This is a genomic window from Brucella anthropi (assembly GCF_046630315.1).
Lineage (GTDB): Bacteria > Pseudomonadota > Alphaproteobacteria > Rhizobiales > Rhizobiaceae > Brucella > Brucella anthropi_A.
In genome coordinates, this window is sequence record NZ_LQBD01000037.1 from 60551 (window position 1) to 75096 (window position 14546).

Below are 14546 nucleotides of genomic sequence, written 5' to 3' on the forward strand. Positions count from 1 at the left end.
ACCTCAAACTCGTTTAGCCGGCAAACGGATGCTCGTATAGGTGAAAATCAGCGACAGCAGATAAAGGCCGCCAAACACGATATTGAGCCCGAAAATCCAGTCGTGATTATCGACATAGTTCACAAGCAGCAGCCAGACGAAGAATGCCTTGGCGGCGGTCATCAGCACCATGCTCAATGTCCGGAGGCCGGACTGGCCGCGCGCATAGAGAATTTCGGTCTGGTATTCGATGAGATTGCGGAATCCCGGCACCAGCAGCACCAGCGGCAGCAGGCCGACAATCGGCGCAACGCTTGAACCGAGCGCGTTCGGAAAGATTTGCAGGAACACGGCCATCGCGCCAAGACCGGCCACCGAGACGGCAAAGACCGCAAGTTCCAGCCCGGCGCGCATGCGCAGCGATGACAGCATGTCGGGCGTGCGCATGAGCTTTTGCACCAGCATCATGTTGAAGGATCGCACCGGCAGGGCCGTGAGATCGACAAGCCGCATGATGATGGCATAAAGGCCTGCCGTCGCAGGCCCGCCGACGGTCAGCACAAGAATCTTGTCGAGTTCGGCCTGGATATAGAACAGCAGTTCGGCCCCCATCACCGCAATCGCATCGGAAAGCCGCCGCATGTAAAGCGCGGGCCTGAAACGAAGCCGGATCGAGGGATAGAATTTCAGCGCCGTCAGCAGCGCCACGCCATTGGCCGCCGCATACCACCACGCCCAATGGGCGATGTCATGAGCGCTCGCCAGCCACAGGAACAGGACCGCGGCCACGGCGCGCGTCGCCGTCCCGAAAATCACCAGCCCCGCCGATATGCCGAACCGGCGTAGGCCATTATTGACGATGATGACGATTTCCGTCGAGCGCCAGAGCAGGGCTTCGGCAAACACCACCACGGCAAAAGGCAGAAAGGAGATATCGCGGCTGAAAAAGACGGCATAGACCAGCCACGATGCCAGCGCGAAAAGCGGCAGGGAAACCAGAATGGCGACGAGAAAACCCGCCGTATAGACGCCAAGCAGGCGCGGCTTCACCGTCGATATGCGGTAAAGCGGTGAACTGAAGCCCAGCGAAACGATGCGCGACAAAACCACGCCCGTTCCGGACGCGGTGGCAAACAGACCGAAATCACCGGTCGGCAGCGTGTTTGCAAGCGCGATGAAATAGACGAGCGAGACCACAAGCCTGCCAGCGGAGCCGGAAAACAGGGACAGATAATCCCGCACCATTCCGGCATTGTTGCCTGACAGTTTCCGCAGCGCTTTCGCTATCAACAGGGAGCCTCATCCATCATGGTCTGGCGCGCCTGCCGGTCGGTTGAAAGGCGCGCGCAATATGCAGATTTAGCTAAAAAGACTTAAACTCTTCTTTGCAAGCGCAAATAGTGAGAAAGCAAAGGCTAAAATAAACGAGGCCGGCATTTGTCGGCCCGCGCCGACATTATTTTAACGTTTTGTTTTCTATAAAAAATTACATTCGCTGTTCAAATGCGGGCCGACCGGATTGCGGCCCGGCATCGGGATTTCAAAACAGCGGCTGGAAACAGTTGTAACGGCTTACAGATACGGGCGATTTCGGCAATGAGCGATCAAGAGGAGCGCAGAAAGGCAGGGGTTGAAAAACCTCTTCTCGCATTTTCCGACGCCCGCCCAGCCAGTCGCCCGGCCGCTCGCCCGACCAATCCCCCGACTGGCCGTCCTGACAACGAGGCCGCGCCGCCATGGACCCCGCCCACAACGCCGGATGAGCGCGCGGCATTTTTTCGCCAGCACGACCATGGCGTGGAGGAAACGGCAAAAACCGTACCCGAAGAAGAGCCGGATGAGGCGGATGTCGCCGCACTGCAAAGACGCATCGCGCTGATCGAGGCGGAACTGGAACGCAAGGTTCAGGAGCGCGCACGCCGCAAGGCCATGGCGGACATGCCTGTTCCGGCACCTGAGCCGATAGGGCGCGAGCATCCTGTCATTGACAGACCGGCAGCGGATGCCGAGTGGAAACCGCTGATCGACCCGCGCATCGCGCTTGACGTGCTGCGGGGATCGCGCCGGCTCCTGCTGGTCAGCACGATATTGGGTGGTGTGGTTGCCGCGCTCTATGCCTTGTCCCTGCCGCAGATGTATGTCGCCTCGACCGATATTCTGGTCGATCCGCGCAATATCAAGACCGTCGGAAACGAACTGACGCCGGGACAGCTTCCGACCGATGCGTCGCTGGCCATTGCCGAAAGCCAGGCGCGGATCATCGATTCCAGCAGCGTGCTGCTGAAGGTGATCGACAAGACCGACCTGACCCAGGACCCGGAATTCAACGGCACGCTGGTTCCGACCGGCATTGCCGGGCTGTTTGCGCAGATCAGGCATATGCTGTCGCCCCGGAAGGCGGGCGACAGCCAGGCGCTGCAAACCCGCGTTCTCGACAATCTGCGCAAGAGCATCGCCATTGGCCGCGACGCCAAGACCTTCATCTATTCAATCTCGGTGAAAACCCGCAATGCGCAGAAATCGGCCTCGCTCGCAAACACGATCAGCACCGTTTTCCAGAGCGAGCTTGCTTCGCTGCAATCCGATGCCGCGCGGCGCACCTCGGACGAACTGTCGAACCGGCTTGCCGCTATGCGCGCAAACGTCGAGCAGGCAGAGCGTGCGGCGGCGGATTTCCGCGCCTCGCACGATCTGGTCAATGTGGACGGCAAGCTTATCAGCGATAACGACCTGACGCGGCTCAACGACCAGCTGACCAACCAGCGCGCCGAAACCATGCGGCTACAGGCGCGCGTGCAGGTGCTGAACAGCGCCACATCCGACAGCGTGCTGTCGGGAACCCTGCCGGAAGACCTGCGTTCCAACACGCTGACAGCCTTGCGCGCACAATATGCGCAGGCCCGCCAGACCGCAAACGGCTTGTCCACCCAGCTTGGCCCCCGCCATCCGGCGCTCATCCAGGCGCAGTCGCAGGCCAGCACGGTTCTCGGCAACATCGACGCCGAATTGCGGCGCATCCGTTCCTCGCTGCAAGTCGAGGTTGCCCGGTCCATACAGCAGGAAAAAGACTTGACCGCCCGCCTGGCGCAACTGAAATCACAACAGGCAAACAATAGCGGCGATCTGGTGAAACTGCGTGAACTTGAACGCGAGGCCGCGGCGCGGCGTTCGGTCTACGAAGCCTTCCTCCTGCGCTCGCGCGAGACGAGCGAACAGGAAGGCCTCAACACGGCCAATGTCAGGGTCTTGTCGGAAGCCCGACCGCCGCTTGATCCGGCTGGCACATCGCGCAAGCTGATCGTCATTGCCGGGCTGATTGCCGGCTTCCTCGCAGGCGTTGCAATCACCGCCGTCCGCAATTTCGGGCGGCTGCTACGCCTCTCCTGACATCGACAGGCCCGCGGCAAGGACGGGAAGGCGTTGTCGGTGCCATCCCGTCGCCGCCGCCGGCTTCTTTCCTTGTTGAAGCAATTCAGCCGGTCAGTTCAAGTCTGAAATCCTCCGGCATTGCATCGCTTTGAACCTACCACTTGACGCTGAAGCCCACATTTCCCGAAAGCGTGTAGCTGTCACCGAATTTCCTGGTACTGCTCGCAGCATTGATATTGCCGAAGATGCTGTATTTGTCCTCATGCCAGCTGTAAGTTCCGCCAGCACCGATGCCGAGCCACGTCTTGCCGGTCGTACCCGGATCAACAATGGCGCTAACCCAATCAGGACGGCCGGATACGGAAATGGCCACATTGCTGTCATCCTGCACCAGCGACTGGTAGAGATTGGCGCCGGTGTAGAAACTTGTCCGCCGGGTATATCCGTCCGCGCCTTGCCAGCTATTGGCATGGTTGGCGCTGATGCCCAGACGGGCGATGAGGTCGTTCTGACGTCCGAAGTTCGATGTAACATTGAAAACATCCGTCAGATCGTCCATGCGCAACGACGACCAGGCAAGTTGCGCCTGCGGCGTCCATGACCAATGCTCATTGATGGCAATGCGCTTTCCGGTCTCAAGGCTGACGGCATAGCCAAAGCCTTTCGCGCCATCGGCAATGGTGCGCTCTATGAGATCGGAATCCATGTCGTTCTTGTACCAGGTGAACTTTCCCTGCCCGTCGACATAGAAGCCATTATCGCCATACCAGGTCAGCGAGACCCCGCCGCCATAGCCATTGGCCTTGATTTCACCATCGCCGTAAGGAGAACTTACCCGCGTGTTGATGCGGCCATATTCGAACCAGACACCGCCGATGAAACGACCGGCCTCATTTTCATAAAGCTGGTTATCCACACCGGCCGTGAAGGTCCATGTATCGACATTCGCCGTGTTACCGGTGGAGCTGTCAGACGGGGCAAGCCGCCCATAACTGCCGGAAACCTTGCTCCAGAACAGGCCATAATCCGTCAGCGCCGTGGTTACGCCCGGCTCCGGCACAACCTCTCCCGCGCCGGGTCCATCGCCCTGGGCGATCTGGCGTGCGCTGGCGCCGGTCCAGTAGCGGTTGCCCACACGCTCCTGCAACGAGGTCGGCGCATTGAAGGTCCGCAGGGCCTGTGTATAGGCGGTGTAGAGCGGTACAGTCGCAGCATAGACGTGTTCTGGATTCGGGTTAGGGCCGGGATTTGGGTTGGGATTGGGATTCGGGTTGGGTGGACATGTTCCGGTTTCTTCACACGGAGGAGGAGGCGGAGGCGGAGGCGGCGGGCATGTTCCGGTCTCTTCACATGGGGGCGGAGGAGGAGGCGGCAGCGGCTTATCCTTCAGCTGGCTTGTCAGGTAGAAGTCGCTCGGCTTTCCGCCTTCGCCACCCTTTCTCAGCCGGTAGGCATATGCGCCGCCAACAATGACATCCTGGCCATTGATCTGGTAATCGCCCTTGAGGTCGAATGTCCCGTTGGACTGACCGCCAACGCTGATAAGGCGGATGCCTGTTACCGTCTGCGCGCCGAGCCCGTTACGATTGTTGACCTTCACATTTGTCTGGCCAGACGTGTTTCCGCGAATATCGAGACGATCGGTCGGGGAATTGTCATCGCCAAGCTGCGTGTTGAAAACGACGGTTCCGCCCTTGCCGATATAATTGCCATTGATGGTTTTGGTCGCGAAGCCATTTTCGCTGCCAACGACAAGCTTGCCGCCATTGATCAGATTTTCCAGCGTTCCGTTACCGCTCAATATGCCGTTTTCCTTGATCTCGGTTGTGCCGCCGAGCTTCTGGTCAATCGTCAGTTCGCCGCCGGGATTGACGGTCGTGTTGCCCTTGAAGCCGGAATTGTCGCCGGTCAGGGTTTCGTGGCCCGTGTCGACAACGAACCCGCTGTTCTCATCGCCCACAAGTGTTCCGGCATAGGTGCCGCTCCCATTGGTGATGATCAATTCCTTGCCCCCAAGGTTGACCACAGCACCGGCATTGTTGCCGCTCAGGCTCTGGATCTTCGTGCTGTCGCCATCAATGGTGCTGATATCGAACCGGCTGTTGTTTTTGACCCCGGAAGAACTTTCCAGATTTCCATCCTGGGAAAGCTTCAATTCTCCTTCATTGATGGTGGTTTCACCCGTATAGGTGCCCTTGCCAGTGACGGTCGCGATGGAACTTCCGTTCTTTTCCAGACGGTTGAAACCCTTATATTCCGTGCCGATCTTCGACAGATCGAAGTCCTGATCTTCCGTGCCGCCAAGGCCGATGCCGTTGTTCTGACCAACGGCTTCAACCGAACCATTGGTCGTGGAGCCTTTCCACATTTCAAAAAGATTGTTGTTGCCTTCGATGCGCACCGCCTGTCCCTGTGACGGGCTGGTACCGCCCGCCGAGATAACGCCTTTGGTTTCATTGATGATCTTGGCGTCATCGCCTTTCACATAAACGCCGATGCCCGCGTCACCATCCGTGCCGCCCGGCACAGAGACACCGTTGCTGGAACGGGCCTGTCCGCCCTTGCCGCCTGTAACCGCGCCGCGATTGTTGAGTATGCTTTTACTGCCAAGTTCGACGCCATTACCGCCGTCACCGCCGTCGCCGCCATTTTTATGGCCGACCAATGTACCGCCCTTGCCGCCATCGCCGCCGAGAATGGCTTTCTCGTTGATGAGCTGCCCGCCATCGTGAACCACCGCACCGGCGCCACCGGCACCACCGGTTCCACCGAAACAGTCGATCGTACCGCATTTTTGGGTCTCCGCCTGCGGGTTGGCTATGCCGCCAGCACCGCCAAGACCGCCGGTTATGGTGGATTTATTGGTGTATTGTCCGCCCGATTGATCCAGACCGGCCCCACCAGCGCCGCCATTGCCGCCGCCGCCGAGAGACCCCCAGGTATTTGCCCCGGCACCACCAGCACCGCCGGTTACGGTTGCGCTGCTTTCACCGCTCTGATTTTGCAGGGCAAGGCCCGCGCCGCCGCCGCCGCCACCGCCGCCGCCTCTGTTGATACAGTCGTAACATCCCGATTGCGGATTTCCGACGTTGCCTGCTCCACCGGCAATTGTTCCACTTGCCGGCAAGCTATTGCCACCGGCGTTTCCGCCCGCACCGCCAAGCTGCCCGCCGCCAGCGGCACCGCCCTGTCCGCCTTTCCCGTCACGGCTGGGCGTTCCGGGCCGGCCGTCCTTCTGATCTTTCTGCGAACGTCCGCCATCGCCGCCCTTGCCGCTCTGACCCCATTCTGCTGCATGTGCAGAAGTCAAAAACAGATCTGGAGACGCGGCAGAAAGTGCAGCTATAGAAACAGCCGTAGCAAACGCATAAAAAACAAAAGACTTTCCGCAAGAAAATACACCACTTCTATTCGTATGCGCGCCCCGCTGGAGATCATCATTATTTCTTATTTCTCTATTTATATTCATTATGTCGACTCCTTGACTTAAATTTGTCATTACATCGACGACAATATTCTTGGTCAGCAATCCAGCAATACTAAGTATTGACTCACTTAATTGAGGGAATCGAATATTATTTTTCGAGAATCTTTATTAGATTCAACGGTAAAACCACTATTCCTCGGCTTTTACAGGAAACTTCTGCGGGGTTCTTACCGCGAATCCGGGACACAAAAACGGCACAAACGCCATGATAGTGTCTTTTTTGCAACAGTTAACAATGCTGTCTGATGTCGACTCGCATCGACATGGGGGCAACAAAACTGGAAGGGAAAGACGGCCAGGAAGGCGAGATGCAACTCCTGCAAGGATAGCGCAAGAAAATGCTTATCCTCGCGGCGGAGCGAGCGCCGCCCGCAGAGGCGGACGGCCTACTTGTTCAGCATCACGCAGACTGACGCAAACGGACCTCGACACGCGGCACCTTGCGTCCGCTGGCACGCAAAATGCCCTGCGCCCCGTCAAGATGGCCGGGCTTCAGCTCAAGCGCCAGAAAGCGCCGCTTCTCATAAGGGCCCGGCATGGCAAGTTGGCCGGTCTTTTCCGCGGTGAAGCCGAAGCGCGCATAATATTCCGGGTCGCCCACGAGCAGGATCGCGCCATGGCCGAGCCGCCGCGCTTCGCTGATCGCATGGCGCATCAAGGCTGAACCGATACCGCAACCGGCATGGGACGGATCGACAGCCAGCGGGCCGAGCAGCAGCGCGGACACCGGGAAACCGAACCCATCAAGCCCGGCATGGACATTCCAGAGCCGGACAGTGCCTGCAAGCGTGGCATCCGCGCCTTCCGCCACAAAAGCCAGCCCATCGGCGGGCAGACGGCCGCGACGCAGCTTTTCCGACGATTTCCGGCGGCGGCCCTCGCCCATCGCGCGGTCGAGCAGCGCTTCGCGCGCAAGCATATGCTCCAGCGCTTCACCAGCGATTGTGAAAGCCGGAACGATGAAGGTGTCGATATTTTTCTGAATGTCCAAAGTCGCGTTCATGACATCTATCCCCGCAAGGCGGCAGCAGCACACGCCGCCCGGCGCCTTGCAGCACCGGGCGAGTTGAGAGGATCATTCGGGACTTTTAAAGCTATGATCTAATCCGAAAACCGGTTGCCGCTTTTCAGGATCATGCCAAGTCTGAATGATCAGATGACGTAGGATCGGAGCGGTTCGAAGCCGTTGAACGCCACCGCCGAATAGGTGGTGGTGTAGGCGCCCGTGCCTTCGATGAGGATTTCGTCACCGATGGTCAGCGAGAGCGGCAGCGGATACGGCGTCTTTTCATAAAGCACGTCGGCGCTGTCGCAGGTCGGGCCGGCCAGCACGCATGGTTCGGTTTCGCTGCCGTCATGCGGCGTCACGATCTGGTAGCGGATCGCCTCGTCCATGGTTTCGGCCAGACCGCCGAACTTGCCGATGTCGAGATAGACCCAGCGCACATTGTCGTTGTCCGCCTTGCGCGAGACCAGAACCACTTCGGTCTTGATGACGCCGGCATTGCCGACCATGCCGCGGCCCGGCTCGATGATGGTTTCCGGGATACGGTTGCCGAAATGCCGGGACAAGGCATCGAAGATCGCCATGCCATAGGCCTGAGCGGTCGGCACATCCTTGAGGTAACGGGTCGGGAAGCCGCCGCCCATATTGACCATGCGCAGAACGATGCCCTCATCGGCAAGGGTGCGGAACACCGATGCCGCGTCGCCGAGCGCGCGATCCCAGGCGGTGAGGTCCGTCTGCTGCGAGCCGACATGGAACGACACGCCATAGGAATCGAGGCCGAGCGACTTTGCATGGCGCAGAACGTCGATGGCCATGGCAGGCACGCAGCCGAACTTGCGCGACAGCGGCCATTCAGCCCCTTCACCATCCGTCAGCACGCGGCAGAACACGCGGCTGCCGGGCGCGGCGCGCGCAACCTTTTCCACTTCTTCCACGCAGTCGACCGCATAAAGGCGGATGCCCAGCTCGAAGGCGCGCGCAATATCGCGCTCCTTCTTGATGGTATTGCCATAGGAGATGCGGTTCGGCGTGGCGCCAGCTTCCAGCGCCATTTCAATCTCGGCAACCGAAGCGGTGTCGAAGCAGGAGCCGAGCGAGGCCAGCAGGCGCAGGATTTCCGGCGCGGGATTTGCCTTCACCGCATAGAAGATGCGCGAATAGGGCAAAGCCTTCTCGAAGCTTTCATAATTGTCGCGCACGACGTCGGTGTCGACGACGAGGCAAGGACCGTCCGGACGGCGGGTGTTGAGGAAATCGATGATACGCTGCGTTGCCATGGTCGTTCTCCCGCACGGCTTGTCTGTGCCGTTTGTATGGGGACAAAGTGTGCATGAACGCATCCGCCGTGAGGCCAGCCTTTGGAGGTGCTGATGTCACGCGAAAACTCATGCGGCGATGGAACAACGCTAGATCCGCGTTACTCCGCTTTGTCTGCCTTGGATTGGAATTGGAGAACCGCATCCGCACTTCTGGCAATGAAGGTGTGCCTCTTCAGTAATTTCGGCTTTTGGACAGCCGAAAGACACTAGAAAGGCCCGCACCGTCGTTGCTTCAAGATGTCCTCGATCTGGCGGTTGGCCATCAGATCGACTGGAGCGGTTAGGTCCAGGTACCGTACCGAATTCCTCACCATTCGAGGATCGGCGGACACCCACAGGCACGTGCGACTTTGGGCAAGCGCGATATAAGCGCAAAGTCGTGACCATTCAATGACAAATATTGCGCCGGGGAGAATTTATTTTTCCCGGAATTCGATTGAACGGCGTGCTTGCCATTGTTCAATATAAGTGAAACATTCTGGGGGCAGACACGCCTCGAAAGAGCGTAAACAACCCGTTAATCGCTTCATGTTGTGAACAATGGCCCGTTTCGATTCCTTCAATTCCATCATCGCAAAAGCTGAAAAGCCGCCCGTTCACGCATCCGGCGGGCCGCTTGAAGGCGAAAGGCTGGCCGTCAAGGACATTTATGACGTCGCCGGAATGGTGACCGGATGCGGCAATCCGCAGATTGAAGCCGAATCACCCATCGCCGAAAAATCGGCCCCGGTGGTGGAAAAGCTGCTTGCCGCCGGGGCCGAATTTATCGGCAAGGCCCAGACGGATGAACTGGCCTTCTCGCTGATGGGCCAGAATTCGCATTTCCCCCACCCCATCAATCCGGCGGCACCCGACCGCGTGACCGGCGGGTCCTCCTCCGGCTCGGCTGCCGCGGTGGCGGGCAAGCTTGCCGACATAGCGCTCGGCTCCGACACGGGCGGCTCCATCCGCGCGCCTGCAAGCTTTTGCGGCCTGATTGGCCTGCGCACCACGCATGGCCGCATTCCGCTCGAAGGCATCATGCCGCTGGCGCCTTCGCTCGACACGATCGGCTGGTTTGCGCGCGATATCGACCTTTACGGCCGCGTCGGCGCCATTCTCCTTGGCGACGACGCGCGAAAATTCAGCCTGACGCAGCTTCTCTATATGCCGGTTCTGGAGCAGCTTCTGCTCGGCCAGGACGAAACCGATGCCTATCGCGCCATGTTTGCCGAAGTGCGCCCGCATTTTGCGAGCCTCAGGGCGGCAAGCCAGCCGACGCTTTCCATTGACGAACTGTATCTCGCCTTCCGCCAGATCCAGGGCGCGGAAGCATGGGCGACGCATGGCGACTGGATATCCTCCGGCGACCGAAGGCTTGGCCCCGGCGTTGCCGACCGCTTCGCTTTCGGCGCGGCGATCACCGCCGATATGGTTGCAAGCCAGCGCGCGCGGCGCGCCCGCTTCACGGAAGAACTGGAGAACATCATCGGTGACAGCGCCGTTCTGGCGCTGCCGAGCGTACCGGGTGCGGCGCCGCTGGCAAAAGAGCCTTTCGAGACCTTGCAGGCCTATCGCGAACAGGCCCTGCGCCTGCTCTGCCTTTCGGTGCTTTCCGGCCTGCCGCAAATCACATTGCCATTGGGGCAGGTGCAGGGCGCACCTTTCGGCATTTCCTTCATCGGGCCACGCGGCAGCGACCGGGCGCTGATCGCACTGGCCAGAAATATCATCGGGAAGCGAGACTAGACCATGGACACCCTCACACGTATGCGCGCCTTCATCGACGTGGTCGAGGCGGAAGGCTTTTCCGCCGCGGCGCGAAAGATCGGGCGCTCCAAGGCGCTGCTTTCCAAATATGTGCGCGAATTGGAGGACGAGCTTGGCGCGCGCCTCTTGAACCGCACCACGCGGCAATTCTCGCTGACCGAGGCCGGGCACACCTATTATCACCGCGCGGTCGAAATCATCCGCGAGATCGATGCGTTGCAAGATGCCGTCAGTGAAACGAGTTCGGATGCACGCGGGCGCATCAAGCTTTCCGCGCCGCGCACGTTCGCCGATGCCGTGATTGGCCAGTCGCTGATCGATTTCTGCCTCGCCCATCCAGAAATCGTGCTCGATGTGCGGCTGGACGACCGTTTCGTCGATCTGGTGGAAGAAGGTTTCGACCTTGCGATCCGCATCACGCGCTTGCAGGATTCGTCTCTCATCGCAAAGCGATTGTCGCCGTTCCATTCCATCCTGTGCGGCGCGCCGGAGCTTATCGCCCGCGTCGGCAAGCCGGAACGGCCCGAAGACCTGTCCGGGCGTCCCTGCATCATCGACACCAATGCACGCTCGCGCAACAACTGGCATTTCCGCAATACCGACGGCTCGATGATGACCGTTCCCGTCAACGGTCCCATCGAGGTGAACAGCCCTGTCGCCACCAAGAACGCCGCGCTGGCAGGCCTTGGTTTCTGCATGCTGCCGGCCTTCATTGCCGAAGAGGAGATCGAGCGCGGCAAGCTGGTGGCCTGTCTGGACGATTTCATCGTCAAGGATGGCGGCATCTATGCCGTCTATCCGCATCGGCGCTACCTGCCCGCGAAAATACGGGCATTGGTCGATTTTCTGACCCAATGGTTCAGGGAGCGGGAACTGAGCGCATCCAGAAAAATATGATCGCCTGCGCGCAAATGCGCGTGCGTCCCACTTTTGCCGTCTTCGGGCATAAGCGTTATCTGATGGAATTTACGATGGTGGTTTTGTCCTGGCTCAGGCGTGGTTTCATCCGGTCTGCCGCAATTGCATTGCCGGCGGGATGCCTGCCCACGCTCGCGCTCGCCCATCCGCATGTCTTTGCCGAAGCGCGGCTGGAACTTTCCATCGCCCCCGACGGCACCGTGCAGCAGCTTGCGCATGTCTGGCGTTTCGATGACGTTTTCTCCTCCACCGTTCTGATGGAATTCGACAAGAAGGGCGATCTGCAACTCGACAGGCAGGAACTGGCCGACCTTGCCCATGTCATCAACGGCTCGATCGCCGAGTTCAAATATTTCCAGACCGTTCTGGAAGACGGCAAGGATGTGAAAATGGCAAAGCCGACCGATCTTGCCGCAGATTTCGCCGACAACCGCCTCATCATCATCTTTACAAGCAAGCCCGAAAAGCCATTGAAGCTGGCACCCGGCCACAAGGTCAGCTTCGGTGTCTATGATCCCACTTTCTATACGGCCATCGATTACACCAATGACAGCGATCTGGTTGTGAAGGGCCTGCCCGCGGGCTGCGCCTCCAGGGTCGTGCGGCCCGACCCGGATGAGGCGCTGGCCCAGAACCAGGCGACGCTGACCGATGCCTTTTTCAACGATCCGGCGGGCACGGACATGTCGAAAATCTTCGCCACCCGTCTTGAGATCGACTGTGCGCCGAAAGGAAAGCCGAACTGATGCGGAAATCGTCGCCCTTCCTTCTGACCCTTTGCCTTATGATGGTTATTGCGCAGGCCCATGCACAGTCATCGCTTGGCATTGGCGCCAATGAGGTGGCGATGAAGCCGACCGGGCCTTTCGCGCATATCATCCTCTGGATGAACGAGCAGCAGCGCACATTCTATCTCGCCATGACCACCGCGCTGAAAGCCATGCGCGAAGACCCGTGGCAGGCTTCGGTCCTGGTCGGGCTTTCCTTCATCTACGGCATTTTCCACGCCGCAGGGCCGGGCCATGGCAAGGCGGTGATTTCCTCCTATATGATCGCCAATGAAACAGCGCTTCGGCGCGGCATTGTCCTGTCGTTCATTTCATCGCTTTTGCAGGCGATCATGGCGGTTGCCGTTGTCGGCCTCGCATGGTTCCTGCTGCGCGGGACCGGCATTTCCATGGACCGGACCGCCCGTTCCATGGAAATTGCAAGCTTTGCGCTTGTCTTGTTTTTCGGCCTGTGGCTTCTGGCGCGCAAACTGCCGCAGCTTTTCAGGAAGCGCGACGATGCAGGCCCCGCCGCGTCGCTTTTCGCCGCAACGCCCGAACCGGCAATGGCCTGCGGCCCGGCATGGCAGGGCAGTATTTCGCAAGCCACCCGCGCGGCGGCGACCGGCGGCACGGTCAAGCTCAATTACAAGCCCGCGACGGCTACAGCCGATCACGTCTTCATCGGTGAAGGCGACCTGTGCGCCGCCTGCGGCAATGCCCATATTGCCGATCCGTCGAGGCTCGGCGATGATTTCAACTGGAAGACGGCCTGGTCCGCGATTTTCTCGGTCGGCCTGCGTCCCTGCTCCGGCGCGCTGATCGTGCTGACTTTCGCGCTGTTGAACGGCCTGATGGTGGGCGGGCTGCTCTCGGTCTTTGCCATGGCGTTGGGCACATTCATCACCGTGGCCGTTCTCGCCACGCTTGCCGTCACCGCCAAGAACACGGCCCTGCGCTTTGCGGGCAGCAAGGCCATGTCGGGCCGCCTGAAAGCGGCAATCGAAGTTATCGCCGCGCTGTTCATCGCGCTGACGGGCGCGCTGCTGCTCAGTGCCGCGCTGGTGGGCTAATCCCTGTTCTGCCGCTTCGAGCGCAGCCAGAAAATCGCGAAGAAGCCCAGGACGAAGACAATCGGGAAAATGATCGCCGCGACCTGCGAGCGCTCGCCCAGCGCCAGCATGATGCTGGGCACGAAATAGGCCAGCACCCCGAAGCCGATCAGGATGATGGCGGCCGCGATTGCCGGATTGCTCTTCTTGCCGTCAGCCACGATCACGAAACTCCTCCAGCCTTTTCTTCTGCTGGCCGTCCCTATCAAAATTTTCCGGCGCAAGCCATGCCTGATAGGCTTTTCTCAACGCGGGCCATTCGCTGTCGAGGATGGAGAACCATGCCGTGTCGCGGTTCCTGCCCTTGGCCACCATATGCTGGCGAAAAATCCCCTCGAACTGAAAGCCGAAACGTTCAGCCGCGCGCTTGGAAGGCCCGTTTTCATTGTGGCACTTCCATTCATAACGGCGATAGCCAAGCTCGTCGAAAACATACTGCATGAACAGAAACTGCGCTTCCGTGGCGGCGGGCTTGCGCGCAATCAGCGGCCCCCAATAGATGCTGCCGATCTCGATCACGCCATTTGCCGGATCGATGCGCATCAGCGCCTGCCGCCCGGCAACCTTGCCGCTTGCCTTGTCGATCACCGCGAAAAACAGGGGATCGTCGCTTGTGGACGCCTTTTCCAGCCATGGCTCCAATTCCGCGCGCGTTGCGGGCGGCGTTTCGAACAGCCATGTAAAACGCCGCTCCGCATCGTCCACCGAGGAGGCGGCGAAAAGCCCGTCCCCATGCTTTTCCGGGTCCAGCGGTTCCAGCCGCACATAGCGGCCTTCAAGTGCCTTGCGTTGCGGCTTTGGACGCGGCGTCCAGTTCTGCAAATCAGTCATGCATCT

Annotated in this window: 11 protein-coding genes; 5 read left to right on the forward strand and 6 right to left on the reverse strand. The window is 59.7% G+C overall.

Annotated features, from left to right (window positions below; all coding sequences use genetic code 11):
- Positions 1-3 precede the first annotated feature (3 nt).
- Positions 4-1269: a lipopolysaccharide biosynthesis protein gene (locus AVM02_RS17120; protein WP_411508119.1), complete on the reverse strand. Its 1266-nt coding sequence runs from the start codon at positions 1267-1269 to the stop codon at positions 4-6.
- A 306-nt stretch (positions 1270-1575) separates the two neighbouring features.
- On the opposite strand from AVM02_RS17120, the gene AVM02_RS17125 reads away from it, so the two are divergent.
- On the forward strand, positions 1576-3366 hold the full coding sequence (locus AVM02_RS17125) for a GumC family protein (protein WP_411508120.1): 1791 nt from the start codon (positions 1576-1578) through the stop codon (positions 3364-3366).
- 136 nt (positions 3367-3502) lie between these two features.
- Here AVM02_RS17125 and AVM02_RS17130 read toward each other — a convergent pair whose 3' ends face one another.
- From AVM02_RS17130 to odc2, 3 genes are all read right to left on the reverse strand, one after another.
- Positions 3503-6658 (reverse strand): autotransporter outer membrane beta-barrel domain-containing protein, encoded by a 3156-nt coding sequence (locus AVM02_RS17130; protein ID WP_411508121.1) that lies wholly within the window; start codon positions 6656-6658, stop codon positions 3503-3505.
- 577 nt (positions 6659-7235) lie between these two features.
- On the reverse strand, positions 7236-7838 hold the full coding sequence (locus AVM02_RS17135) for a GNAT family N-acetyltransferase (protein WP_411508122.1): 603 nt from the start codon (positions 7836-7838) through the stop codon (positions 7236-7238).
- 149 nt (positions 7839-7987) lie between these two features.
- Positions 7988-9121, reverse strand: a complete 1134-nt coding sequence (gene odc2 / locus AVM02_RS17140; RefSeq protein WP_411508123.1) for an ornithine/lysine decarboxylase — start codon at positions 9119-9121, stop codon at positions 7988-7990.
- Positions 9122-9703: 582 nt separating this feature from the next.
- Between odc2 and AVM02_RS17145 the strand changes: the two genes are divergently transcribed.
- The 4 genes from AVM02_RS17145 to AVM02_RS17160 all read left to right on the forward strand — a co-directional run bounded on the left by AVM02_RS17145 (position 9704) and on the right by AVM02_RS17160 (position 13670).
- Positions 9704-10891, forward strand: coding sequence for an amidase (locus AVM02_RS17145; RefSeq protein WP_411508124.1), 1188 nt, complete (start codon positions 9704-9706; stop codon positions 10889-10891).
- Between the two features lie 3 nt (positions 10892-10894).
- Complete coding sequence (locus tag AVM02_RS17150) at positions 10895-11809, forward strand: LysR family transcriptional regulator (protein WP_411508125.1); 915 nt, start codon at positions 10895-10897, stop codon at positions 11807-11809.
- A gap of 62 nt (positions 11810-11871) precedes the next feature.
- A complete protein-coding gene (locus tag AVM02_RS17155) occupies positions 11872-12576 on the forward strand; it encodes a DUF1007 family protein (RefSeq protein WP_411508209.1) in 705 nt (234 codons plus the stop codon).
- Entirely contained in the window at positions 12576-13670 is a 1095-nt protein-coding gene (locus AVM02_RS17160) for a nickel/cobalt transporter (RefSeq protein ID WP_411508126.1), read from the forward strand. The genes AVM02_RS17155 and AVM02_RS17160 overlap by 1 nt, the downstream gene beginning before the upstream one ends.
- On the opposite strand, the gene AVM02_RS17165 is transcribed toward AVM02_RS17160, so the two are convergent.
- Positions 13667-13876: a hypothetical protein gene (locus AVM02_RS17165; RefSeq protein ID WP_411508127.1), complete on the reverse strand. Its 210-nt coding sequence runs from the start codon at positions 13874-13876 to the stop codon at positions 13667-13669. The two genes, AVM02_RS17160 and AVM02_RS17165, sit on opposite strands and share 4 nt — an antisense overlap.
- Complete coding sequence (locus tag AVM02_RS17170) at positions 13863-14540, reverse strand: GNAT family N-acetyltransferase (RefSeq protein WP_411508128.1); 678 nt, start codon at positions 14538-14540, stop codon at positions 13863-13865. Before AVM02_RS17170 ends, AVM02_RS17165 begins: the two co-directional genes overlap by 14 nt.
- Between the last annotated feature and the right edge of the window lie 6 nt (positions 14541-14546).